This window comes from Arcticibacter eurypsychrophilus, from assembly GCF_001730525.1.
In the GTDB taxonomy this organism is placed as follows: Bacteria; Bacteroidota; Bacteroidia; order Sphingobacteriales; family Sphingobacteriaceae; genus Arcticibacter; species Arcticibacter eurypsychrophilus.
Window position 1 is genome coordinate 1 of the sequence record NZ_MDFN01000046.1, and the last position, 23,831, is coordinate 23,831.

19 protein-coding genes and 1 pseudogene are annotated in these 23,831 nt (G+C 37.2%); 15 read left to right on the forward strand and 5 right to left on the reverse strand.

What is annotated here, in order from left to right:
* Positions 1–142 precede the first annotated feature (142 nt).
* Positions 143–1,480, reverse strand: coding sequence for a PQQ-dependent sugar dehydrogenase (locus BFL47_RS18280; RefSeq protein WP_245681408.1), 1,338 nt, complete (start codon positions 1,478–1,480; stop codon positions 143–145).
* A 545-nt stretch (positions 1,481–2,025) separates the two neighbouring features.
* On the opposite strand from BFL47_RS18280, the gene BFL47_RS18285 reads away from it, so the two are divergent.
* The 8 genes from BFL47_RS18285 to BFL47_RS18315 all read left to right on the forward strand — a co-directional run bounded on the left by BFL47_RS18285 (position 2,026) and on the right by BFL47_RS18315 (position 12,830).
* Entirely contained in the window at positions 2,026–2,706 is a 681-nt protein-coding gene (locus BFL47_RS18285; RefSeq protein ID WP_069661244.1) for a TetR/AcrR family transcriptional regulator, read from the forward strand.
* Position 2,707: 1 nt separating this feature from the next.
* The gene (locus BFL47_RS18290) at positions 2,708–4,378 is read left to right on the forward strand and encodes a peptidase domain-containing ABC transporter (protein WP_069661245.1); all 1,671 of its coding nucleotides are present in this window, start codon (positions 2,708–2,710) and stop codon (positions 4,376–4,378) included.
* Positions 4,379–4,388: 10 nt separating this feature from the next.
* The gene (locus BFL47_RS18295; RefSeq protein ID WP_069661246.1) at positions 4,389–5,705 is read left to right on the forward strand and encodes an HlyD family secretion protein; all 1,317 of its coding nucleotides are present in this window, start codon (positions 4,389–4,391) and stop codon (positions 5,703–5,705) included.
* The gene (locus BFL47_RS18300; RefSeq protein WP_069661247.1) at positions 5,689–7,095 is read left to right on the forward strand and encodes a TolC family protein; all 1,407 of its coding nucleotides are present in this window, start codon (positions 5,689–5,691) and stop codon (positions 7,093–7,095) included. Before BFL47_RS18295 ends, BFL47_RS18300 begins: the two co-directional genes overlap by 17 nt.
* A gap of 353 nt (positions 7,096–7,448) precedes the next feature.
* Positions 7,449–8,456, forward strand: a complete 1,008-nt coding sequence (locus tag BFL47_RS18305; RefSeq protein WP_069661248.1) for an aldo/keto reductase — start codon at positions 7,449–7,451, stop codon at positions 8,454–8,456.
* 425 nt (positions 8,457–8,881) lie between these two features.
* Positions 8,882–9,034, forward strand: coding sequence for a hypothetical protein (locus BFL47_RS19890; RefSeq protein ID WP_170827354.1), 153 nt, complete (start codon positions 8,882–8,884; stop codon positions 9,032–9,034).
* A complete protein-coding gene (locus tag BFL47_RS18310; RefSeq protein ID WP_069661249.1) occupies positions 9,031–11,679 on the forward strand; it encodes a TrlF family AAA-like ATPase in 2,649 nt (882 codons plus the stop codon). The genes BFL47_RS19890 and BFL47_RS18310 overlap by 4 nt, the downstream gene beginning before the upstream one ends.
* On the forward strand, positions 11,667–12,830 hold the full coding sequence (locus tag BFL47_RS18315) for an RNA-binding domain-containing protein (RefSeq protein WP_069661250.1): 1,164 nt from the start codon (positions 11,667–11,669) through the stop codon (positions 12,828–12,830). The genes BFL47_RS18310 and BFL47_RS18315 overlap by 13 nt, the downstream gene beginning before the upstream one ends.
* Positions 12,831–13,195: 365 nt before the next feature.
* Here BFL47_RS18315 and BFL47_RS20295 read toward each other — a convergent pair.
* Positions 13,196–14,176 (reverse strand): annotated as a pseudogene (locus tag BFL47_RS20295) (serine hydrolase domain-containing protein); the annotation flags it as partial.
* Between the two features lie 440 nt (positions 14,177–14,616).
* Between BFL47_RS20295 and BFL47_RS18330 the strand changes: the two are divergent.
* The 3 genes from BFL47_RS18330 to BFL47_RS18340 all read left to right on the forward strand — a co-directional run bounded on the left by BFL47_RS18330 (position 14,617) and on the right by BFL47_RS18340 (position 17,881).
* On the forward strand, positions 14,617–16,731 hold the full coding sequence (locus tag BFL47_RS18330) for a type IA DNA topoisomerase (protein ID WP_069661253.1): 2,115 nt from the start codon (positions 14,617–14,619) through the stop codon (positions 16,729–16,731).
* 237 nt (positions 16,732–16,968) lie between these two features.
* Complete coding sequence (locus BFL47_RS18335; protein WP_131677207.1) at positions 16,969–17,202, forward strand: hypothetical protein; 234 nt, start codon at positions 16,969–16,971, stop codon at positions 17,200–17,202.
* 46 nt (positions 17,203–17,248) lie between these two features.
* Positions 17,249–17,881 (forward strand): hypothetical protein, encoded by a 633-nt coding sequence (locus tag BFL47_RS18340; RefSeq protein ID WP_069661255.1) that lies wholly within the window; start codon positions 17,249–17,251, stop codon positions 17,879–17,881.
* Between the two features lie 7 nt (positions 17,882–17,888).
* Here BFL47_RS18340 and BFL47_RS18345 read toward each other — a convergent pair whose 3' ends face one another.
* Complete coding sequence (locus tag BFL47_RS18345) at positions 17,889–18,887, reverse strand: YhdH/YhfP family quinone oxidoreductase (RefSeq protein ID WP_069661256.1); 999 nt, start codon at positions 18,885–18,887, stop codon at positions 17,889–17,891.
* A 123-nt stretch (positions 18,888–19,010) separates the two neighbouring features.
* On the reverse strand, positions 19,011–19,205 hold the full coding sequence (locus BFL47_RS18350) for a hypothetical protein (RefSeq protein WP_139125873.1): 195 nt from the start codon (positions 19,203–19,205) through the stop codon (positions 19,011–19,013).
* 220 nt (positions 19,206–19,425) lie between these two features.
* On the opposite strand from BFL47_RS18350, the gene BFL47_RS18355 reads away from it, so the two are divergent.
* The gene (locus tag BFL47_RS18355) at positions 19,426–20,727 is read left to right on the forward strand and encodes a DEAD/DEAH box helicase (RefSeq protein ID WP_083257279.1); all 1,302 of its coding nucleotides are present in this window, start codon (positions 19,426–19,428) and stop codon (positions 20,725–20,727) included.
* Between the two features lie 33 nt (positions 20,728–20,760).
* Here BFL47_RS18355 and BFL47_RS18360 read toward each other — a convergent pair whose 3' ends face one another.
* Positions 20,761–20,973, reverse strand: coding sequence for a hypothetical protein (locus BFL47_RS18360; RefSeq protein WP_069661259.1), 213 nt, complete (start codon positions 20,971–20,973; stop codon positions 20,761–20,763).
* A gap of 99 nt (positions 20,974–21,072) precedes the next feature.
* Here BFL47_RS18360 and gap point away from each other — a divergent pair, with 99 nt between their 5' ends.
* Genes gap through BFL47_RS18375 form a run of 3 tightly spaced genes read left to right on the forward strand, consistent with a single transcriptional unit; the run spans position 21,073 to position 23,717 of the window.
* The gene (gene gap / locus BFL47_RS18365) at positions 21,073–22,077 is read left to right on the forward strand and encodes a type I glyceraldehyde-3-phosphate dehydrogenase (RefSeq protein ID WP_170827355.1); all 1,005 of its coding nucleotides are present in this window, start codon (positions 21,073–21,075) and stop codon (positions 22,075–22,077) included.
* Positions 22,070–22,504, forward strand: a complete 435-nt coding sequence (locus BFL47_RS18370) for a GNAT family N-acetyltransferase (protein WP_069661261.1) — start codon at positions 22,070–22,072, stop codon at positions 22,502–22,504. Before gap ends, BFL47_RS18370 begins: the two co-directional genes overlap by 8 nt.
* Before the next feature lie 22 nt (positions 22,505–22,526).
* Entirely contained in the window at positions 22,527–23,717 is a 1,191-nt protein-coding gene (locus tag BFL47_RS18375; protein ID WP_069661262.1) for a phosphoglycerate kinase, read from the forward strand.
* The last annotated feature ends 114 nt before the right edge of the window (positions 23,718–23,831 follow it).

A 23,831-nucleotide genomic window follows, 5' to 3' on the forward strand; every position in this document is an offset into this window, starting at 1 on the left:
AATCAAATATGTAGTTCATAGGACGGATACGTTGTGCCGCATTTTTTGCAGGCGACTGCTTAGTCTATTTAGAGGTGTAACTGGATAACAAAAAGCTTGTTATCCAGGCCAAACAAATTACCTTATGTAAGGTAATTGATTCCTAATTCGGTAAGGGCACTAATCTATAAATAGTTCCCGGAGATTCAACAGCAATATAAATAAAGCCATCAGGACCCATTCGGACGTCTCGTAGCCTACCGATATTTTTGAAAAGGATCTCTTCATGAGTGACCTTGTCGTTCTGCATTACGCTTCTGTTCAGGTATTTAAACCTCAGAGAGCCTGAAAGAATATTGTCTTTCCATGCAGGATATTTGTTTCCGCTCACGAAGGCTATGCCGCTGGTGGCAATTGATGGAATCCAGTAATGTTGGGGTTGTGCCATTCCTTCTTTTGCAGATATTGGACTCATGATTTTGCCATCGTAGTTGATGCCATAAGTAATAACCGGCCAGCCGTAGTTCTGCCCTGGCTTTATGATGTTCAATTCATCGCCACCTCTTGGACCGTGTTCATTGGACCAGATGACTCCTGTTTTGGGATCGACAGCCAATCCTTGCGGATTGCGGTGTCCGTAGGAATAAATGGATGCCTCGGCCCCCGGTGTCTTAGCAAAAGGGTTGCCGGGAGCGGGACTACCATCAGTTTTGATCCTGTGGATTTTGCCTAAATCATTGCCTTTTATTTCTTGTGGATTTTCTTTTTCATTTCCGCGTTCCCCAACGGAAAAATATAAAAAGCCATCCCTTCCAAACACCATGCGGGATCCATAATGATGACGCGTTCTGGAATACGGTTCTGCAATGAAAATATCTTTTTGTTCTGTCAGTCGATCTCCGCTAAGCTTGGCTTGCATAATTGCAGTGGTAGCCAAAGAATTTTTTGGTTTCGAATAGGAAAGGTAGATCAGTTTGTTCGTGGCAAAAGAAGGATCAAGAATAACGTCCATGAGCCCGCCCTGTCCTTCGGCTACCACTTCAGGCACACCTGTTATTTCTTTTTTAGATCCATCTTCTGTTATTTGATACAATTTGCCCACTTTATCAGTTACCAGCATATCCTTGCCGGGAAGAAAAGCAATACTCCAGGGAATTTGCATTCCCTTTGCTACAGTATCCAGACGGATGCTCATCTTTTCTGTTTTGAAAAGACTGGATGAAGGTTTCTCATCTATGGTATACTGGTCAACATTTTTTATGCCGGTCAGGATGTAATCGGCTAATGCATAAATTTCTTTATCAGTAAAAGCAGCCTTAAACGAAGGCATTCCTTCATTAGGATGTCCATTTTTAATCGATTTAAATAGGTCCTCCTTTGAATTGCCAAACTTCCATTTCCGGTCTACAAATGCATTCATTTTCTCGCCATGACAACCACTGCAAGTCGCTAAATATAAAGAGGCAGATTTGTCTGTTTGTACCCTTTTTAGCAAATTCATGCTTTTGCTTTTGCTGGGTAGAGTGGACCTGGTAGGGCTATCAAAGCTAAGTGAAATGCATAGAACCGAACTGATAAGAATCGTAGCACTAAGGTATTTTAGCATAATTTCATAGGGTTATACAGGGTTATCATAGGGTGTTTTGTTGAGCTAATTTATGAAATTAGGCTCTCTATAGCAACAGTCATGTGCTCTTTAGCTTAATTGTTACCAATTTGGGGTAAATGCTGTTCTTTCTTATCCAATTGCAAAGAGTGGCTTCGGTTATACTGTATCGTTTTGGAATAAAATTTCGAGAAGTCCATTATTCAATAAGGCCTCTATTGCTGGACGGAAAATATCCAGCTTGCTTTTACTTGGCCCTTTCGGCCTACCCAATTTAACTCTAGAAAGCAAGTTTTGATTTTCAGCGATAGGCGATAGATGAATAGTGAAATTGATAAGGTTAACCAACTTAATAGTATTACTATCTTTAGTAAAAGTATTGTAATAAATCTGTGAGTATTACTATAATATTAAAGTGATGGTTAACTTAGTGCCATCATATGGAAATATCTCTCAAATTTAAGCTCAATGATCACCTTTATATCCGTGATCCTGATGATAGCAAAGTCGGCAAAGCTATAATTACAAAATCTATTGACTTAATTTATGAGATAGGTTTTGAGCACTTCACCTTCAAAAAGCTGGCTCAAAAAATAGACTCCACTGAGCCTACGATTTACAGATATTTTTCGTCTAAACACAAGTTGCTGACTTATATTCTTAGCTGGTACTGGAGTTACATTGAGTATGTTTCGAAATTGCGGTTAATACAGGTTAAAGATCCGTCTGAGAAATTAAGGTTGGTTCTGGATATTATAACCCATAACATTGAACGTCAATCGCATATCAACAATTACGATCTGGATTATCTATATTACATAGTAATTTCTGAGAGCAGCAAATCTTACTTGGTTAAAGATGTTGATGAAATCAATAAGGAAATGGTTTTCAGTTCTTTGAAGAGCCTGTGTCTGTTCATCAGCGAGATCATTCTAGAGATTAATCCTACGTTTCAATACCCCAGATCTTTGGCTAGCACTTTGTTGGAAACTGCTCATGACCAGCAATTTTTCAGTGAGCATTTGCCCAAACTTACAGATAATTCAAGCAGACAAGAGCATAAAATTTATGTAATTAATTACCTGAATCGTTTAGCCTTTTCTGTAATAAAAACACCATAATATGTATCAGGAAAAAGATTTTACAGTTAGTAATGCTGCGCTCTTAAAATATATCACAAAGGAAAAGAGGGACGTAGGTACTATTTATATTTATGCCATCTTGAGTGGATTGGTGCAGTTGAGCATTCCTCTTGGAATACAGGCAATTGTAAGTTATGTGATGGGAGCTACCATGGTAACTTCGTTATATATCTTAATTGTCTTTGTTGTATTGGGTACTTTCCTGTCTGGATTATTTAGACTGAAGGTGATGCAAATTATCGAGAAAATCCAACAGAAAATATTTGTGGAGTATTCAATTGCTTTCGCTGATAAAATACCAAAAATCAATCTTTCCTCTACAAAGAAATATTATCTACCAGAGCTTGTGAATCGCTTTTTTGATACCCAGAATTTACAAAAGGGGATTTCTAAGTTGTTGTTGGATATACCTACCGCACTGATACAGATTTTTTTTGGTATCGTATTGCTATCGTTTTATCACCCATGGTTTTTAGTGTTCGGAGCTTTAGTGATTATAATCGTATTGGTCATTTTTAGATTTACCATGAATTCGGGTATCAATTCAAGTCTGCAAGAAAGTGATAAGAAATTTGAGGTAGCATCGTGGTTAGAAGATATCGCCGGAGCCATCAAAACTTTCAAAATTAATTCAAATGCTGAATCACACCTGACGGGTACAGATGAGCGTGTAATAAGTTATCTTAAACACAGAACCTCCCATTTTAAGGTTTTAGAATTTCAGTATAAAACGTTGATAAGCTTTAATGTGATCATTACAATGGTGATGCTGGCAATAGGTACCTATTTACTAGTTACCCAGAAGCTTAATATTGGCGCTTTCATTGCTACCGAAATTGTAGTACTAAGCATTATGAATGCCGTTGAAAAGCTAATAAATAGCTTGGAAAGCTATTATGATGTCGTTACTGCACTTGTAAAGCTTCATAAAGTAACCGATCTTCCTGAGGAGCAAGATGGTGAGATGACTCTTGATCAGCCTCATGGCGGTATGGAAGTCAAGCTGGATGATGTCAGCTTTGCATTTCATGACAATAAGCCTATACTTAAAAATATCAGTTTTGAACTTAAGCCAAATACAATTACTGTTATTTCGGGGAAATTCGGATCGGGCAAATCTACTCTACTGAATTTAATGGCTGGGTTTTACGAAAATTCATCAGGTATGTTGATGTTTGATAAGGTTCCTTTAAGAAATATTAATAAAGGAAAATTGAGAGAGCGAGTTGGACTTTATACGCAAGATATGATCATCATAAAAGGAACACTCCTGGAAAACATCTTACTCGGACGAGAGAACGTTAGCACCGATGATGTGATGAAGCTGAGTGAAGAAATTGGGCTAGAAAACCTATCAAGCTTATTTAGTAATGGCTTTGACACTCAAATAAGTGAAACGGACACTGAGGTATCTTTTAGCGGTAAAAAGAAAATCACACTTTTAAGAGCCTTACTAGGAAACAATAGATTGCTCATGCTGGAAGATCCATTACATGGTATGGATGAGGAATTTCAAATAAAAATGATAAAATACCTCCAAATAATTAAGGAATATACCACCATAATCATTGTATCACAAGCAGAGGAGATTATTAGCATTGCAGATCAGCAGCTAAGCCTTAACAATGGTATAATAATAGCCAATAATTAAAATAAAAAAAATGAAGCTCAAATCTTTTGATAATATATACCACATCGATAAGAAGTCTCATGTAAACCGCTGGTTTTACTTTTTCATGATACTGTGTGTAGTGGTTTTATTTTTACCATGGACCCAAAATATTAGGTTGTCTGGTAATGTAAGCACGCTTTACCAAGGCCAACGTCCGCAACAAGTTAATTCGCCGATACCTGGCCAGATCATCAAATGGCACGTCAAAAATGGCGATCATGTTAAAAAGGGGGATACGATCTTGCAGCTTTCTGAAGTAAAAGCAGAATATATGGATCCGATGTTGCTTAGTAGAACACAAGATCAGGTCAACGCTAAGAAGGGAGTTAGAGATTATTACAAAGCAAAAGTTGGAACTACTGATGCGCAGTTGCAGGCCATTAACGCTTCCAAGTTACTTAAATTGGAGCAGCTCAAAATTAAGATTTCTCAACTCAATAATAAAATTACAGCTGAGGAAGCGGAATTAAAAGCAGTAAATAACGAACTCAACTTAAGTCAGGATCAGTACGGGCGACAGAAAAAAATGTACGATGACGGTTTGGTTTCTCTCACCCAATTTCAACAGCGGAGCGTGTCATACCAAAATGCTTTAGCAAAAAAAGCAACCGCCGAGAATAAGCTTATTCAATCACGCCAGGAAATTCTGAATTTGAATATTGAGCAAAATGCTATTATGCAGGATTACACAGAGAAAGTGAGTAAGACAGAGGGCGAGCGTTACCAAAACATGGGGCAGATTGAAGGAAGTTTAGGAGATATTGCGAAATTAGAAAATCAGGCGGCTAACTATCGGGTGAGACAAGGAATGTACGCCGTCCTGGCTGCCCAAGATGGTCAGATCGTTCAATTGACAAAATCTGGTATTGGTGAAATTTTAAAGGAAACTGAAAGTATCGGTACAATTGTGCCCAAAATTGTAGATTACGCGGTTGAGATTTATGTGAAGCCCGTAGATCTTCCTCTCTTAAGAAATGGTCAACGGGTAATGTGCATATTTGATGGCTTCCCTGCTATTATTTTCTCCGGCTGGCCCAACTCAAGCTATGGAACATTTGCAGGAACAATCGTTGCAATAGAAAGCAATATTACTGCAAACGGGCTCTTTAAAGCACTAGTAATTGAAGACAAAACTCAAAAACCATGGCCGGACCAGATAAGAATGGGTGCCGGGGTAAGAGGGATCTCCATACTTAATGATGTTCCTGTATGGTACGAGATCTGGCGTAACATCAATGGTTTTCCGCCAGATTATTATAATTCAAAATTAGATAAATCGAATACAGCAGATGAAAAAACGAAATAAGCTTGGCTTTCTGCTGGTATTAATATTTCTGACTCAGCATTCATTTGCGCAAGATACTTTACGCTTGGCTCATGATGAATTTATGGCTATTGTTAAACGATATCATCCACTCGCTTTCAGGTATAAGTTGCAAAATAATATTGCAGAAGCAGACGTCCTTAGTGCCCGTGGTAGTTTTGATCCGATTATTGGAGCTAAAGATGGCTCAAAAACGATTGATGGGCAAAATTACTACAGGGAAAAAAATGTAGGGGTTACTATTCCTACCTGGTATGGGGTGGCTCTAAACGGTAGCTATAATTACTTACAAGGGCAAAAACTGGATAACAGCGCTACACGAGGGGGACTTTATCAATTTGGACTTAGTGTTCCCTTAGCAAAAGGCTTAATTTATGATCAGCGCAGAGCTTTACTGGAGCAGGCAAAATTTGCAGTGCTGATGACTTCAGCTGAACAGCAATTGCTCACCAACGAGTTATTTAGGGATGCTGAAACTGCCTATTGGCAATGGGTTAGGTATTATGAAATTTATACGTTGCAAACTAAAGCGGTAGATATAAATGTACGACGCTTATCAATGATAAAGAAAACGTATGAGTATGGGGAGCAGGCAGCAATAGACACCACGGAAGCACTTTCCCAACTCAGGGGGTTTGAGTTGCAACAACAGGAGGCATACCTGCAATATGTAAAAGCTACAATGGAACTTTCTTTATTTTTATGGAAAGATAATCTACAGCCATACGATATTAGTCAACCGATTTTTCCGAAGGAACAGCTTACTTCGAGTGATGCTTATGCAAGTTACTCATCATTAATCCAGCAATTGTATGCACAAAACCTTAATTCGCATTTGTCTGTAATTTACTACCAGCAAAAACTAAACATCCTGGAGAGTGAGCGTAGATTGAAATGGCAAAGCTTTCTTCCAAAAGTAGATTTTGTCTACAATTTTTTTAATAAGGAAGGTTATAGGGCCGATCACTTTCCTCTTTTTGAAAACAATTACCAATATGGGCTCAAGCTGGAAATACCAGTGTTTTTGAGGCAAGCAAGAGGAGACTATAGGATAGCAAAGTTAAAGATTACCCAAAATAAAATAGATATAAACTTTAAGCAGCAGGAGCTTAACACGAAGATATCAAACTATAGTAATGAAGTTCTTAATTACCGTGGTCAGATAGATTTGGCGGATCAGAATATTGCTAATTATCAGCGATTGCTACAAGGTGAGGAGGCAAAATTGGGTAATGGAGAAAGTTCTTTGTTTCTTATAAATTCCAGAGAGAATAAGTTAATTGAAGCACAAGAGAAACTCATAGAACTCCGTTTTAAATTTATTAAAGGATTTACCGAATTGAGATTTTTAACGTCTGGTTTCATTATGTAAGCTCTTATGTAATTGCTCCGTTGAGGTTTAGCATAGATGATCTTTGCCAAGCTGCCGGATAGAAGTCAAAATATTACTATTGTAAATTTGTCTTAAAACTGCCATCTATATTGGACCCCATATTTTAAGTCAAGCTGAGCATATTACCTTCTAATATAGAATTGCTAAAACACATCTTGGAAGAGACATCGTTTATATTGGATTCTACCAGTTGGAATGGACATAGTAAAATAAATACCGGTGTAAAGTTCATTGATATTAGGATTATTTTTCGAAACTAACGCTTATTGGAATCTCCTTTATGTATAATTGCATCATTCGAACGGTGTTCTAAATTATCATAAACCTTAATAATGGCTACTCTACAACAAGATAAGATACAATTACCTAAAGTTATATTTGGAACCAGTGCGCTGGGGAACTTATATACTGCATTAGATGAATTAACTAAACTAGCAATTGTGCAAGAGTGTATTATTCATTCTCCGAAGCCCGTTGTATTTGATTCTGCGGGAAAATACGGGGCTGGTTTAGCGTTAGAATCTTTGGGGAAAAGTTTGAAAGCTTTGGGTGTAAATCCTGCTGATGTCTTAATTAGCAATAAGTTGGGTTGGATACGGACGGAATTAAAAACCGAAGAGCCTACTTTTGAGCCGGGAGTATGGAAAGACTTAAAAAACGATGCCGTTCAAAATATAAGCTATGATGGGATTATGGAATGTTTCCGCCAGGGAAATGAACTGTTGGGCGAGTACACGCCTCAAATGGTATCGGTTCATGATCCGGATGAGTATCTTGCTGCAGCTTCGGATGAAGCAGATGCGGAAAAAAGATATCAGGATATACTTGATGCCTACCGTGCTTTGGCGGATTTAAAGGTGAGTGGTCAGGTGAAGGCTGTTGGGGTAGGTTCAAAAGACTGGAAAGTGATTGAGCGGATTTCCAAAGATGTGGAGCTGGATTGGGTGATGATTGCAAATAGTATGACGATTCATAGCCACCCTGCTGATTTGCTTGTTTTTATGGACGAGATCAATAAAAAGGGGATAACTATTATCAATTCGGCCGTATTTAATGCCGGTTTCTTGATCGGTTCAGATTATTACAATTACAGACTTGTTGATAAGAATACTGATCCTGAATTATTTGCATGGAGAGAAAAGTTCTTTGCCATTTGTGAGAAGCATGATGTTAAACCTGCTGAAGCTTGTGTTAAGTTTGGCCTTTCTGCTCCTGGTGTCTCCACTATTGCATTGAATACTAGTAGTGCAAAGCGAGTAAAGGGAAATATTGAGATGTCGGAAGTTCAGATACCGGATATTTTCTGGACCGAGTTAAAAGTAGAAGGACTTATTGATTAGAACTTGCAATATTTTGACCGCTGATGTTTGTAATACTATAGTCCAAACATACAGTGTACGCTAAAAATGTTGGTAGATGAAAATTATATAAAAAAATGCAATGCCATTGCTGATCGATAGAAGATTTATTTTGACAAAAGTCCACAATACATCCAAGAGATATGTGAAATTTGCTATGATTCAAAATTAAATTGGAACTTGATAAATAATGTTTTGCAGTTTTGTGATCGTTCTAATATACTATATTTGACAATATCTGACAAGAATAAATTAGACAAGTTGAAAACGTTAGGGCAAATAATAAAATCTGCTAGGGAGTCTAGAAACCTACTGTTACGAGAGGTCGCAGCTGCTATTTGTGCTGATACTGCTATGATCAGCAAGTTTGAAAAGGGGAAAGGAAACCTACAAGAGATCAGCTTATCATGCTATCAAAGGTTCTTGAAATTGATGCAAAAGAAATTCTCATTGCTTACTTAAGTGATAAAGTTGTTTCGGGCTTAATTAACGAATCTGTAGCCAATGAAGTATTAGAAACTGCTAGAATCAAAATTGACGATTTAAAAAATAGAATATGAGTGAATTTAAATCAACTGGTATTTTTGAAAATGGAGCTCAATGGCTTCGTGCAGATTTTCATTTACACACGAATGCGGATAGTGAATTTGGCTATCAAGGTGATTCGAATTTCTATGTTTTGACATATATTCAAAAACTAATCGAACAGTCAATTTCAATTGGGGTCATTACCAATCATAACAAGTTTGACCTTTTAGAATTTAAAGAGCTCAGGAAAAATGCAATTAAAAGCAATATATATCTTATTCCTGGAGTGGAATTCTCAGTTAAAGACGGGGCTAGAGGAATCCATGTTTTAATTTTGTTTGACGACTCCTGGATATATAATCCGGAAAATCACAATTACGTTCAGGATTTTCTAACTTCAGCGTTTGTTGCTATTTCAGGTTACGACAATAAACCGTATAAGAACTCGAATCTTAACTTTGAAGAAACCTGCACTGCGCTTACAAAATTTGGGAAAGAGTTTTTTATCGTACTTCCACATGTCGATGATAGCAGTGGCCTCTTTGCAGAATTAACTGGTAGAGGATTGGAAGATTTTATGAATGCTCCTTGTTTTAAACATATTTTGGCATTTCAGAAGGCTAGAAGCAGAGATAATCTATTAAAGGCAAAAGCTATCTTTAATAACGACCTACCTATTAGTGTTGAAGGAACAGACTGTGCAAGCAACGGCATTGAAGGTATTGGAATGGGGAATTTAGTAGGTGGTGTAACTCAAAAATGTTTCGTAAAATTGGGCTCGTTCAATTTTGAAGCGTTAAAATTTTCATTGCTTGATCATAAAAATCGCGTTTCTGCGATAATGCCCCCAATTAATAAATCTTGGCTTAAATCAATAACCTTTACTACAAATAAGGAATCAGGCAAAAAATTGTCTTTTAGTCCTTCAATGAATAATTTAATTGGTATCAGAGGAAGTGGAAAGTCCTCATTATTAGAAACAATTAGATATGCATTAGATATAACCTTAGGTAAGAATTCCCATGAGCCTAATTACAAAGATAAGCTAGTCCAAAATCTTCTTGGTAGTGGTGGTAAGATGCAAATTGAACTTGAGGATAAATATGGTAAAGTTTTTATGGCGGAGAAAATTTATGGGGAATCGACTAATATATATCTAGAAGGCATTCTTCAAAATAAGCTTAGAGTTCAGCATATTATTAGTAATCCACTTTACTATGGCCAAAAAGACTTATCTGATATTGGAGGAGAAACGTCTACTGAAGATCTTATCAACAAGTTGATGGGGGATAAACTCACAAATGTGAAAAATCGAATTGATGAGCAGAACGGTATCATAATTGCTTACCTTTCGGAATTGGACAAGGTTAATAAAACACTAGCACAAAAGAAAGATATTGAAGAGCGGAAAGTAGCTATTGAACTGAATATGAAAATATTTAAGGACTATCAGGTTGACAAAAAGCTAAATAAACAGCTAGAGTTTGACAAGGACAGCAATAGAATTGATTCTATTATAACTTTTGAATATTTATTAATAGAAAAGTTGAATGATTTGTATAATGAATTCGATGGCTTATTTTTAAATTATACTCAATATACTTCGGTAGAGAATAGCTTGCTATTTGAGGAAATTTATGCGTCATTAAATAGATTTCAGAATCTATTTTTAAACTTTAAAAATGCGATTAATGCTTTAAATGTAGAACGGGAATCTTTGCTTGTGTTAAAGACGCAATTCAATGAACAATATGAAGCCCTTAAAGAGGAGTTTTCTCAGATTAAGCGGGAAATTAACCTTCCTAATATTGAAGCTGATGCCTACGTGAGATTGTCAAAGGACTTTGACTTGCAAAATGCAAAATTGATTGAAATTGACAAATTAGCTTCTCGTAAGCAGGAAATTAAAAAAAGATTAGCTGATGGATTAGCAAAGCTTAAGGATTTATGGCGTGAAGAGTTTATAATAGTACAAAAAGAGGTAAGTAAAATCAACTCAGAAAAATCAAAAATAAAAATTGAAGTTAATTTCAAAGGAAATAAAGAAAAATTTAAAGAATTTTTAAAGGCAAGTGTTCGAGGAAGTAATCTTAGAGATAGTGTGCTTTCTGATATTGCTGATTCTTATTCTGACCTTATTGAAGTTTATTATGACCTAACTGTTGAGGGAAGTAACCTTCGCAATATCCTTTCTGGGGGGAGTAATCATCATAATTTTGTGACTAAGTTTCTGGAAAACATTGGATCCTTTTTGACCTTTAGAGTACAGGATAAGTATACGATTTTTTATAATGGTAGACCACTGAACGAACATTCTTTGGGACAAAGAGCATCTGCGCTAATTTTGTTTATTTTAACGTTAAAAGAGAATGATATCATCATTATTGACCAGCCAGAAGATGATTTAGATAATCAGACTATTTACACAGATGTAATTTCAGAATTAAAGAAATTGAAATCGGAAACACAATTTATCTTTGCAACACATAATCCCAATATACCTGTATTGGGTGATTGTGAACAGATTATATGTTGCTCTTACGATAATGGGATAGTCAAAACAGATGTAGGTGGCATCGATGATACTCTTATACAGAAAAAAATAGTTGATATTATGGAAGGTGGTGAAGAAGCTTTTAACCACCGAAAGGTTATTTACGAATTATGGAAGCATTAGAATTATTAGATATTATTCAGCGAGGAGAAAGCTCTAAAGTTCAATTTAAAGAACGGCTTCCGCATACAGATTCACTCGCACATGAATTGATAGCATTTTCGAATTCTGATGGAGGCAAAATAATTATAGGGGTCAATGATAAAACGGGTGAGCTGAACGGGGTGTCCTTTGATGAAATACAGGCTGCAAATCAAAAGTTAGTAAATGCGGCTTCGCAATCCGTGTTTCCTGCTATTATAATATCCAGTGAGGTAATCAACGTTTCTGATCACAACCTAATGATTGTTACTGTTTCCGAGGGATTAAGCAAGCCTTACAAAGATAGGCTTGGGACTATATACGTTAAAAACGGATCTGATAAAAGACGCGTGACGTCAAATGATGAAATAGCAAGGTTATTGCAAAGCAGTAAGAATATGTTCGCTGATGAAATACCCGTTAATGGGACAACATCTGCTGATGTAAATCTCAATTACTTCAATTCTTTTATAAATCGTAGGTATGGTAGATCATTGGATGAACTTGGAATAAGCCTACCGAAAGCATTAGAAAACCTGAGTTTGCTTAAGGAAGGTAGCTTAACATTGGCGGGAGTTCTGCTTTTTTCGGAGAACAGACATATTATTAAGCCTCTGTTTTCAATTCAATGTGTTGCCGTAGATGACGTAAACCTTAATGGCAACACTTTTAAGGATAATGAACCTGCATTTGAAGGGAAAATAGATGAGGTATATTTGAAAGCCTTTGGTTTCATTAATAGAAATATAAAAAAGATTCAGACTGGCACATCATTTAACAGCCTTATTGCTTGGGAAATTCCTCAAGAAGTATTTGAGGAAACACTTGTAAATAGTCTAATACATAGAGATTACTTTGTACAGTCTACAATTAAGGTATTCATGTTCTCAGATAGAATTGAGATTGTCAGCCCAGGCAAATTGCCCAATTCTTTAACTATTGAAAACATAAGTAATGGTATCTCTATAGCTAGAAATCCAGTTCTGCAGTCCTTAGCTCAATACATACTTCCTTATAAAGGGCTTGGTACAGGCATAGGAAGAGCAATAGCAGCATACCCGGAAATATCTTTCATAAATGATGTTGATTCAGAGCAGTTTAAAGTAATTATTCCAAGACCGGTAAATAGATGAGATACTACTTGTTCTTTTCCTTTTACAAATAGAAATGTCATACCACCTTGTTTAAGAGTCATTTCTTCCTTTTTCCGGTTAAATTCTACAGCAATACCAAAGGCATTAGCTTTGAATTTATCCTTAGTAATGGCTTCAAGTGGAAACGCGGATTGTCCTGTTGCCTGACTGATGAGAGTTGATCCATCTTTGCTAAATGTGATCTTCAATGGGATTTGCTTACTGGCGTACACACCAAGAAGAGGATCCAAATCTTCAGTTTTTACCAGTGGCGCTTTAAAAGAGGGGATTTGAAAAGGTTGATTATAGCAGATACTTAGAATAGCAATGTTGATATCGTTTAATGCATAATTGAGGCCATTTACACAGGAAGCAAAAGAAAGGTCGTTGTCAGCAAATTTAAATAAAGCACTGTAAGTGCCGTAAGTATCCCCATTATGACCAATGCCCATTTTGCTATAAAAAGGAACTTTGATTAATCCCATACCAAATGGAGATTTATCTGTAAATGTTTTCATTTGGCTTAAACTTTCAGCGCTGATTAGTTTACCTGCAGTTAATGCATTAATGAAAGTCACCATATCATTTGGTGTGGATAAAATATCGCCAACACCAATTACATTAGGGAAGTAGATATCTTTAACACTAGTCCAGGATGGTAGAGGTTTATATGCACGGGCTTCCAATTGATTCGAATTGTTTGGTAGCGAGGAATATGTATGAAGAAGACCTATCTTTTTAAAAATACGATCACTCACTACGTTACTATATGGTTTACCCATTATTTTCTCAATGATATTGCCAAGTAACCAATAGCCGGAATTACAATAACGTTGGTCAGCGCCAGGTACAAAATGTACTTTGCCTTTGCTAATTGTATCCAATATTTCTGCTTTAGTGTGTGGGTTTGTGATTCAGCTAAAATCCTTTGCATCGTTTACAAAATCAGCTAACCCGCTTTTATGGCTCAATAGATGAGCAATGGTTATTTGTTCCGCATTAGGCATTTGAGGGAAATATTTGGCTAGCTTGGTATTCAGTGTTAATTTTTTTTCATCGATCAGCTGAAAGATGAGTGTAGCTGTAAATGTCTTGGTAATAGAACCGATGCGATATAATGTATTTGGTGTCGCGGTTATCTTTTCCCCACTATCAATTAGACTGTAGCCTAATGCTTTCTGATAAACAACTTTGCCCCCTTTGGAAATTGCAAAGCTACCCATGCTCTTGTTATTCGCACTTAAAGCATTAAAAAAGCTATCTAATCTGGCTGTGTTGATTTCCTGAGCGTTTATTCTGCCAGCAAAAATTAAAGCCATCAGTAATATAAAAGCATTTGTTTTCATTATTAACGTTGGTTTGGGTTTGCTTAATGAATTGTACTAAAGTATTAAAAACAAAGCATCTTATAGCTCTGCTGGTCAATTAATTGAGATTTTTTTTCAATGCTCTTAGATTGTAGTTTAGAAGATTACAGATGTTATTTACTTACATTGAAAACGGAAGGTTTGTACTTGAATATTATGTATATTCCTCTACGATGAACTGAAGTTATACTGAAATCATTTTTAATCAACCATGAGTACTTTACTATGATGAACAGCTGCAAATTACTATTTTCAGCGTTTTTTAAGTATTTCTGGGTTATATTTGTAACCCAGAAATTATATCAAATGCTCATTAAGCAGCTTAATCATATTTATTTTTCTTCTTGTTCACCAGTGGTTTTAAAACGGTCATTTGATGCAATTTTCTCTGCTTTAAGGTTTAAAAATACAGATCGAATATGAAGGTTGTGATTGCTGAAAAACCTTCCGTTGCTAAGGAGCTTGCTAAAGTTTTTGGCGCTACGACTGTGAAAAGTGGCTACATGGAAGGGAAGGGATATACGTTTACCTGGGCATTTGGACACCTGATTCAACTTGCGGCGCCTGAGGCTTATGGATTTAAGGGCTGGAAGTTGGAAAATCTCCCCATGCTTCCCGAAAGATTTAAGCTTGCTGTGAAACAGAATAAGGTAAACGGGGTGATGAAGGATGATCCGGGAGTGGTTAAACAACTCAACGTAATTCGTGATTTGTTTGAATCTGCTACTGAAATAATTGTGGCAACGGATGCCGGAAGGGAAGGGGAGCTTATTTTTAGGTATATCTATTATCACCTGAAGTGTAAAAAGCCTTTTCGCCGACTTTGGATTTCTTCACAAACCGATGAGGCAATTAAAAATGGGTTTCGGAACCTTAAACCGGGTTCTGAATATGATACCTTGTTTTATTCGGCGCAATGTCGTTCGGAATCGGATTGGATAGTAGGTTTAAACGCCACTCAAGCTTTAAGTATAGCTGCCGGAAACCGTTCGGTATTATCCATGGGAAGGGTACAGACACCTACATTGGCCATGATATGTGCCCGATACCTGGAAAACAAGAATTTTATACCTCAGATCTATTATCAGATCGCGATCTTTTTGAATAAAGATGGACAGGTTTTCAAGGCAATTTCTGTTAAGAACTTCGATAAACAAGAGGCTGCTCAAAAAGTGTTTGATCAGGTAAAAGATGTGGCATCCGGATTTAAGAATGGTGGGGATATACTGAATGTTGAAGTGAAACCGCGTAAGGAGCAACCGCCCTTGCTGCATGACTTGAGTAGTTTACAGCAGGAGGCAAACAAGAGAAAGGGTTTTACGGCGGATCAGACCTTAGGGCTGGCGCAAACTTTATATGAATCAAAGTTAATTACCTATCCGAGAACGGGGAGCCGTTATATTGGAGATGATGTGTTTGCGGAGATTCCAGCCTTGCTGGTCAATCAAAGTGAACATCCTACTTTTGGAAAACAGGCTGTTTTTTTACAGACTGTAAAATTAAACAAGCGCTGTGTGAATGTAAAGAAGGTAACAGATCACCATGCTTTGTTGCCAACTAGTAACAAACCTTCGTACCTTCCTGCGGATCAACAGGTCATTTATGATTTGATTGCAGGAAGAATGCTGGAGGCTTTTCATCAGGAATGTATTAAGGAACTGACCAAGATTTCGATTGAGTCGGGTTCTGCATTTGTGGCTAATGGTACCGTTGTACAGTCACCGGGCTGGCGTGCAGTTTTTAACCAGGCGGACAATGAAAAGGAAGATGAAGAAAATCCTACCTTACCGAAAGTGGTAAAAGGGGAAGCTTTACCAGTTGATAAGAAAGAGCTGCTGGAAAAACAGACCAAACCAAAGTCACTTTATAACGAAGCGAGTTTGTTGAAAGCGATGGAAACATCGGGCAAGGAGATTGAAGATGATGAGTTGCGGCAGGCAATGAAGGATACCGGACTGGGAACTCCTGCCACCAGGGCTTCAATTATTGAGACACTGATTAAACGGGATTATATCAAGCGAGAGAAGAAAAATCTTTTGCCATCAGAAAAAGGATTGGCCGTATATGATCTGGTTAAGGATAAACAAATTGCTCAGGCTGAGTTGACCGGTTTATGGGAAAAGCGGCTTGAAGAGATTCGGACAGGTGCTTCAGTAAGTGATTTTAAGAATGAGATTCGGGAATATGCCCGTACGATTACGAAGGAACTGTTGGATGTGGGTCGTGGACTCAATGAGCTATTCACTCCCGAGCTTCAGGAAGGCGATGTGCTTTGTCCTTTATGTAAAAAAGGGATCGTTCGGATTACCGATAAGGCTGCAGGATGTAGTGCATATGCCAGTGGCTGTAAGTTTGTGATCTGGAGAACGATGTGTGAAAAGAAACTAACAGAGGAAGAAATTAGGGGTTTGATCGAAACAGGAAAAACAGCCGTTATAAAAGGGTTCAAATCTAAGGCAGGTAATGTCTTTGATGCCTCCTTATTACTCTCTGAAGGTAAGGCTCATTTTGTCTATGAGCCTCGTGAAGTGTAGTTTTATTGACCTGGTTTAGTGTAGTCACTTCTTTGATCAGCTCCACCATTGTAATTTACTGATTTGTGTTGAGTTTAGTCGCCCACTGTAACACATCTGATATTTATACACTGAAGTTATTTAACGGTTATTTTTCGTTGCTTTTTTATTGTTAAAAAGACTATTATTTTGAAATAAAATTCATATCTTTCTCACATAGAATTAAAGTTGACTTTGTATTTTTGACAAAGAAATATTATGAGACAGGCGCTAAACTTTATGTTTAAAGATCTTGAATATGATTTTCAAGTCATTAAATTTCCTACTGTAAGTCCATCTTATATTGAAGTTCAGGTATTGTTAAATCATGTTACCCGGACTTTGGTGAAAAATACAACTAAGTGGCAGTTAAAAGAAAATAATGGTATTCATGATGAAGATTTAATTGAAGCTATTGGTCAGGCGATTGACGAACGGTATCGATTGATTTAGTTTTACGATACCCTTTAATTCTTAAAAAAATAATAGATTTACCACCATGCAAGAAAACATGGATACTGAGCAGTTTGATTACCAGAAGGAAATACTGCATACCGTATGTATGCTTTGTGTGACTTACAGGGAACTATTTGTGTATGGTCTCAATGCTGCACTTTGTGAAGAGCTGAAAGATATTCGTCATGTTTTTGAAGAAGGCGAAGAATATCCTGCGGATATATCTATACTCGAGGCTTTAGATGATGTTAATATTAAAACGCTTTTAGCACTTATGTATGTCGTTGAAAATGCAGGCGATACACTTTTAAATATTAACAATATCAGCAAGGAAAAACTGGATGCTGCTCTTGCTGATGGTATTGGTGATGAATGTATTCCTGAAACGAATGAAAATGAAGATTTGGTATCTTATCAATACTGGATGAATGATGCGATGGGCTATGCGCATTTAACGGTATATAATTTACTTCAGCAGTGTTACAGATTATCCCAGAGTATACTGGATATTCCTGAGGATATGGATGAGCTTTTATGTTTCCCAACTAATGAGTCGTTGGAAATTCTTGACAAAGATGATCAGAACGTGGAATTGCTTACTACTCTTGCATTTACTATGTCGGGACATGCACATGATCTATGTGATAGTCTGTTAAACCAAAGACAATCGGAGTAAAGGAGCTCTACTCCTTTATTTTAACCACTATTCTTCCTGTATTTTCTCCTCTAAACAGACGCTTTAAGTTTTCGTCGAGCGTTTCTAATGTACACTCTTTTGAAAGTTGAGCAAGATTATCGACTTTCCATGAGGTGGCCAGGAGTGTCCAGATCTTTTTTCGGAGTTTTCTATCACATTTTACAGAATCGATACCTATAAGGCTGATTCCTTTGAGAATAAAAGGAAGAACTGTGAGGGGTAAGTCTACAGAACTAACTAATCCGCAACAGGTAGCCACGCCGTTATAGTTCAGACTCTTTATTAAGTTAGCCAGAATTTCTCCACCTACGGTATCTATCACACCTGCATATTTGGGTTTAAGTAAAGGCTTTTCGGTATGTTCTTCCAAGGTGTTGCGTAAAATAACTTCTGTTGCTCCTTGTTTTAAAAGAGTATCAGTAGAAGATTCTTTTCCTGTTATAGCTGACACCTGATATCCAAGCTGAGCTAATATAGCCAGTGCAATACTTCCTACACCACCTGTACTGCCACTTAGAGCAATTGATCCGGTTTCAGGATAAATATGATGTGCTTGTAGTTGATAAACGGAGAGTGCTGCGGTAAATCCGGCAGTACCATAGATCATACTTTCTTTTAAGGAAAGGCTTTCTGGAAGATGCACTACCCAAGCGGAAGGTACACGAATGTATTCTGCGAATCCTCCGGAAGTATTCATTCCAAGATCATAACCGGTTACAATGACTTGATCACCGGTGTTAAAAGATGGGTCTGAACTCTCTTCAACGATACCTGCTGCATCTATTCCGGGCGTATGCGGATAGTTTTTAGTTACTCCCTTGTTGCCACTCGCTGAAAGCGCATCTTTGTAATTTATTGAAGAATAATGTACCTTGATTAAGACTTCGTTTGCTTGAAGTTCGTCTGTGAACTTATTAACCAGAGCAGTAGTGTAGTTGAGATTTGCCTGTTCGGTTACTTCAAAGGCTTTATATGAGATGTGCATATTGTTTAAAATGTCGGTATTTTAAGCGCAAAGGTAAAGAATGATTAGGTAGCAGGATAGGTTAAAAATAGAAAAAGCCAGACTCTCACACTGGCTCTTTCAATCATCGCTCAAAGAAATTATTTATTTTGTACTTGTTGTATCGGGAGTGGTGGCCGGTGTAGAAGTAGTATCTTTCGGCAAAGTGGTTGTGTCCGTTGGAACAGTGGTCGTATCTGTTGTGTCTAATACAATAGCTGTTGGATGAACTAAACGGATATGATTGTTAGCGCTAATGGCTGTCATTCCTGCGAAAGTCAATATTGCGACGGAAAACATTATTTTTTTCATGATCAGAGTTTGTTTTGTTACTGCTATCACATTATAAATAAAAATTGAGCCATAAATAATATTTCATGTAAAATTCTTATAGTCAACTCAATATAGTCGTTTTTAACGTAATTTTAATAATCAGATTGTTGAATTAAACTACAGGTTGTTGGAAAAAGAAGCTATTTGATGTTCAACACTTACCTTTGCACCCACAATAAAATGCATAATGATTAAAAAAGCACTCGAAAATTTAAATATATCTGCCTTAAATGCAATGCAGGAAGCCTCTTTGAAAGCACCTGAAAAAAGAGATGTTCTCTTGTTTTCGCCTACCGGATCAGGAAAGACACTTGGTTTTTTGCTCCCATTATTGCGTTTACTTCAGCCTGAAGTGCCACTTGTACAAGCACTTATACTGGTTCCTTCACGTGAATTAGCCTTGCAAATAGAGCAGGTTTTTAGAGCACTAGGCTCCCCATTTAAAATAACCTGTTGTTATGGCGGGCATTCTACTAAGATTGAAACGAACAGTTTGATTGAGCCTCCTGCTGTTTTAATAGGAACTCCAGGAAGAATAGCTTATCATTTACGCAGGGAAGGTTTTGATACAAAGGCGATCCGGACACTGATTCTAGATGAATTTGATAAGGCATTAGAATTTGGTTTTCAGGATGACATGTCTTTTATTATCAAAAGTCTTCCAGGGATAACAAAGCGGATGTTGCTATCTGCCACTAAAATGGCTGAAATACCAACTTTTACAGGTATTAGCAATCCAATAGAACTTAACTATTTAAAGCAACTTGAAAATATCCCTTTACTCACGTATAAAGCGTGTCTTACCGATTCGGAAGATAAGCTGGAGGCGTTGTTTTCATTGATTTGTATGATCGGAAATAAATCGACTCTTGTTTTTTGTAATCATCGTGATGCGGTAGCCAGGATTGGAGAATTATTGGATCATATGGGAATTGTGCATGGCGAATTTCATGGTGGCATGGAACAGGAAGATCGGGAAAGAACTTTGCTGAAGTTTCGCAATGGCACGCATCGGTTGCTGATTACAACGGATCTGGCTTCGAGAGGACTGGATATTCCTGAAATCGAAAATGTAATTCATTATCAATTGCCCTTAACACAGGATGCTTTTGTTCATAGAAACGGTCGTACTGCCCGAATGCATGCTTCCGGTACTTCATATCTTTTATTGACTAAAGAGGAGATTCCTGGATATTTGAATGTTAAGCCGGAAATGATTACCCTTCCTAAAAAGGCAGTCGTACCTCCACCTACAGATTGGGATACCATTTATATCGCTGCAGGGAAGAAAGACAAAGTCAATAAAATTGATATTGTGGGTCTGCTTCTACAAAAGTGTAAACTGAGTAAAGATGATGTAGGACTTATTGAAGTTTTAGATCATTCCGCTTATGTTGCGGTTAGACGCGATTTAATTCAAAAAGTGGTACGGGAGCTAAAGGATGAAAAAATTAAAAATAAGAAGGTGAAGATAGAGATCTCCAATTAAACTTTTCGTTTGTTCGATGAATCATTCATTGGTTCATTTATTTTTTGGCGGATTTTTTATAGGATTTACAGGTTGTTCCGCCGTTTCTCTAGTTTTTGCAGGGTCCTTAAATTCTGGATCATCTTTAGTATAAATTTGGTCTTTGGGCTGGATAACTGCTTTGTCGTCATTTTTAAAAGGCTTTATGTCTTTTTCTTCTGAATCCTGGGGCTTCAGATTTTCATTCTTTTTACTTTTATTGTTCATTATATTGACTTTTTTATATAAACTGTAATTCTAAATAAAGGTTTCATGTTACATGAATTTGCTTGAAATAGATAACTTTGAGCTTGAATTAAATAATTGATGAAAATTGCTATTAATGGTTTTGGACGAATTGGAAGAACTGTATTTCGAACTCTTTTAGAGAGTGGATTGGTGGAGATTGCAGCTATAAATGATCTTGCCGATGCTGTTACGCTTGCACATCTGGTTAAGTACGATAGTATTCACGGGGGATTTAAAGGTAAAATAGTTGCAGGTGTTGATACGCTTATCGTAAATGGTACGGCTATTCCTGTTTTTGCAGAGGAGAATCCGGAAAAGCTTCCCTGGAAGGATCTTGGGATTGATCTGGTTATTGAATCAACCGGACGGTTTATTAGTCGCGAAAAGGCTCAGCTTCATTTGTTGGCGGGAGCTAAACAGGTTATTATCACTGCACCACCATCTTCTAAAGATGTGCCGATTGTCGTGTTAGGTGTTAATGATGCTCAGATTGACTTCTCGTCTCCTATTTTGTCTAATGCTTCCTGTACAACCAATAATATTGCTCCAATGATTAAGGTGATGGAGGAGAACTGGGGTATTGTGAATGGATATATCACAACGGTTCATTCCATGACGGGAGATCAGAATTTGCATGATGGTCCTCATCGTGATTTAAGAAGGGCACGTGCTGCTTCTGCTTCTATTATTCCAACTACAACGGGTGCCGCGAAAGCGATAACCAGTATTTTTCCTAAACTGGAAGGTAAGTTGGGTGGTGCCGGTATTCGTGTGCCAGTTCTGAATGGCTCGCTAACCGATTTTACTTGTACGCTTTTGATTCAGCCTACTGTAGAAGAAATAAATGAGGTATTCAAACAGGCTTCACAGAACGAATTACATGGGATTTTACAATATACTACTGATCCGATAGTATCGGTTGATATTCTGGGTAATTCACATTCTTGTATATTTGACTCCTTGCTCACTTCAGTGGTCGGTGGAATTACAAAGGTTGTGGGCTGGTACGACAATGAATATGGTTATTCAAGCAGACTTACTGATATGGTTATACGAATTGCACAATTGAAAACGAATGGTTGAATTTATAAATGCGGATCAAACGCTTTCATTGAGAAATATTGTTTTACGTGATGGATTGCTTACTCCTGATCAATGCAGGTTTTCTGAAGATGCTATTGAAGGAGCATTTCACCTGGGTTATATGTCAGATCATCAATTGGTTTGTGTCTGTTCATTTGTCCCTAACGAGTTAGATCCTTTCGGTACTGCTGGTTTCCAGTTGAGAGGTATGGCCACAGCAAATGAATATAGAAATAGAGGGATCGGAAACCTTATTGTTAATTTTGGGGTTTTATATTTAAAGGGTCGTAAAACTAAATATGTTTGGTGTAATGCCAGGCGTGCTGCATACGGTTTTTACTCCGGCTTAGGTTTTGAATTTATATCAGAAGAATTTGAAATTCAAGGCATTGGTCCCCATAAAAAAATGTATCTTAAAATATCTTAATTAATTAATCAATAACATAAAAATGAAGACTATTGACAAACTGAATTTCTCGGGAAAGAAAGCACTGATCCGCGTCGACTTTAATGTCCCTTTGGATAAAGACTTTAATATCACCGATGACAATCGTATACAAGGAGCCCTTCCAACCATTAAAAAGATACTTGCTGATGGAGGATCTGTAATTTTGATGTCTCATTTGGGTCGCCCGAAAGACGGACCAACTGATAAGTACTCTTTAAAACATATTGTAAAACATTTGTCTGAAGAAATTGGCAAAGAAGTTCAATTCGCAGATGATTGTATCGGTGTACAGGCAGTTGATAAAGCAGCAGCTTTAAAAGCAGGTGAAGTTCTCCTGCTTGAAAATCTTCGTTTTTACAAAGAAGAAGAAAAAGGAGATGAAGCATTTGCTGAAAAGTTAAGCAAACTAGGCGACGTTTATGTAAACGATGCTTTTGGAACAGCTCACCGTGCGCATGCTTCTACATCAGTTATTGCTCAGTTTTTCCCTAACGCCAAATACTTTGGTTATTTGATGGCAGGAGAGTTAGCTAATGCAGAAAAAGTATTAAATAATCCAGAACGTCCTTTTACTGCTATAATGGGTGGCGCAAAGGTTTCTGATAAGATTCTTCTTATTGAGCGTTTATTGGATAAAGTAGATAATTTGCTGATTGGCGGCGGTATGGCTTATACGTTTGCCAAGGCACAAGGTGGATTGATTGGTAAATCACTTGTTGAAGAGGATAAATTAGAGTTAGCATTAAGCTTAATTGAAAAAGCAAAAGCCAAGGGCGTAAATCTGGTACTTCCCGCAGATTCAATCATTGCGGATAACTTTGCTGCAGATGCAAATACTGACATTGCACAAAATGATGCTATTAAAGATGGCTGGATGGGCTTGGATATAGGTCCAGATGCTATTAAAGTTTACAAGGATATTGTTGCTCAGTCGAAAACTATTTTGTGGAACGGCCCTATGGGCGTTTTTGAAATGGAAAAATTTGAAGCAGGAACAAAGGCAGTAGCAGAAGCGGTAGTTGAAGCTACTGAAAAAGGAGCTTTCTCGCTTATTGGTGGCGGCGATTCAGCGGCAGCTGTTGCTAAATTTGGTTTTGAAGAAAAAGTAAGTTATGTTTCAACCGGTGGTGGTGCATTACTTGAATATATGGAAGGTAAAGAATTGCCAGGAGTGAAGGCAATAAATGACTAGTACAAAATCTTATTATATAAAAAAAGCCGGCTCCATAAAGCTGGCTTTTTTTATATAATAAGATTTTATTAAAGGTATTATTCTAATTATTGTTGTCCGGTAAAACCGGGATTA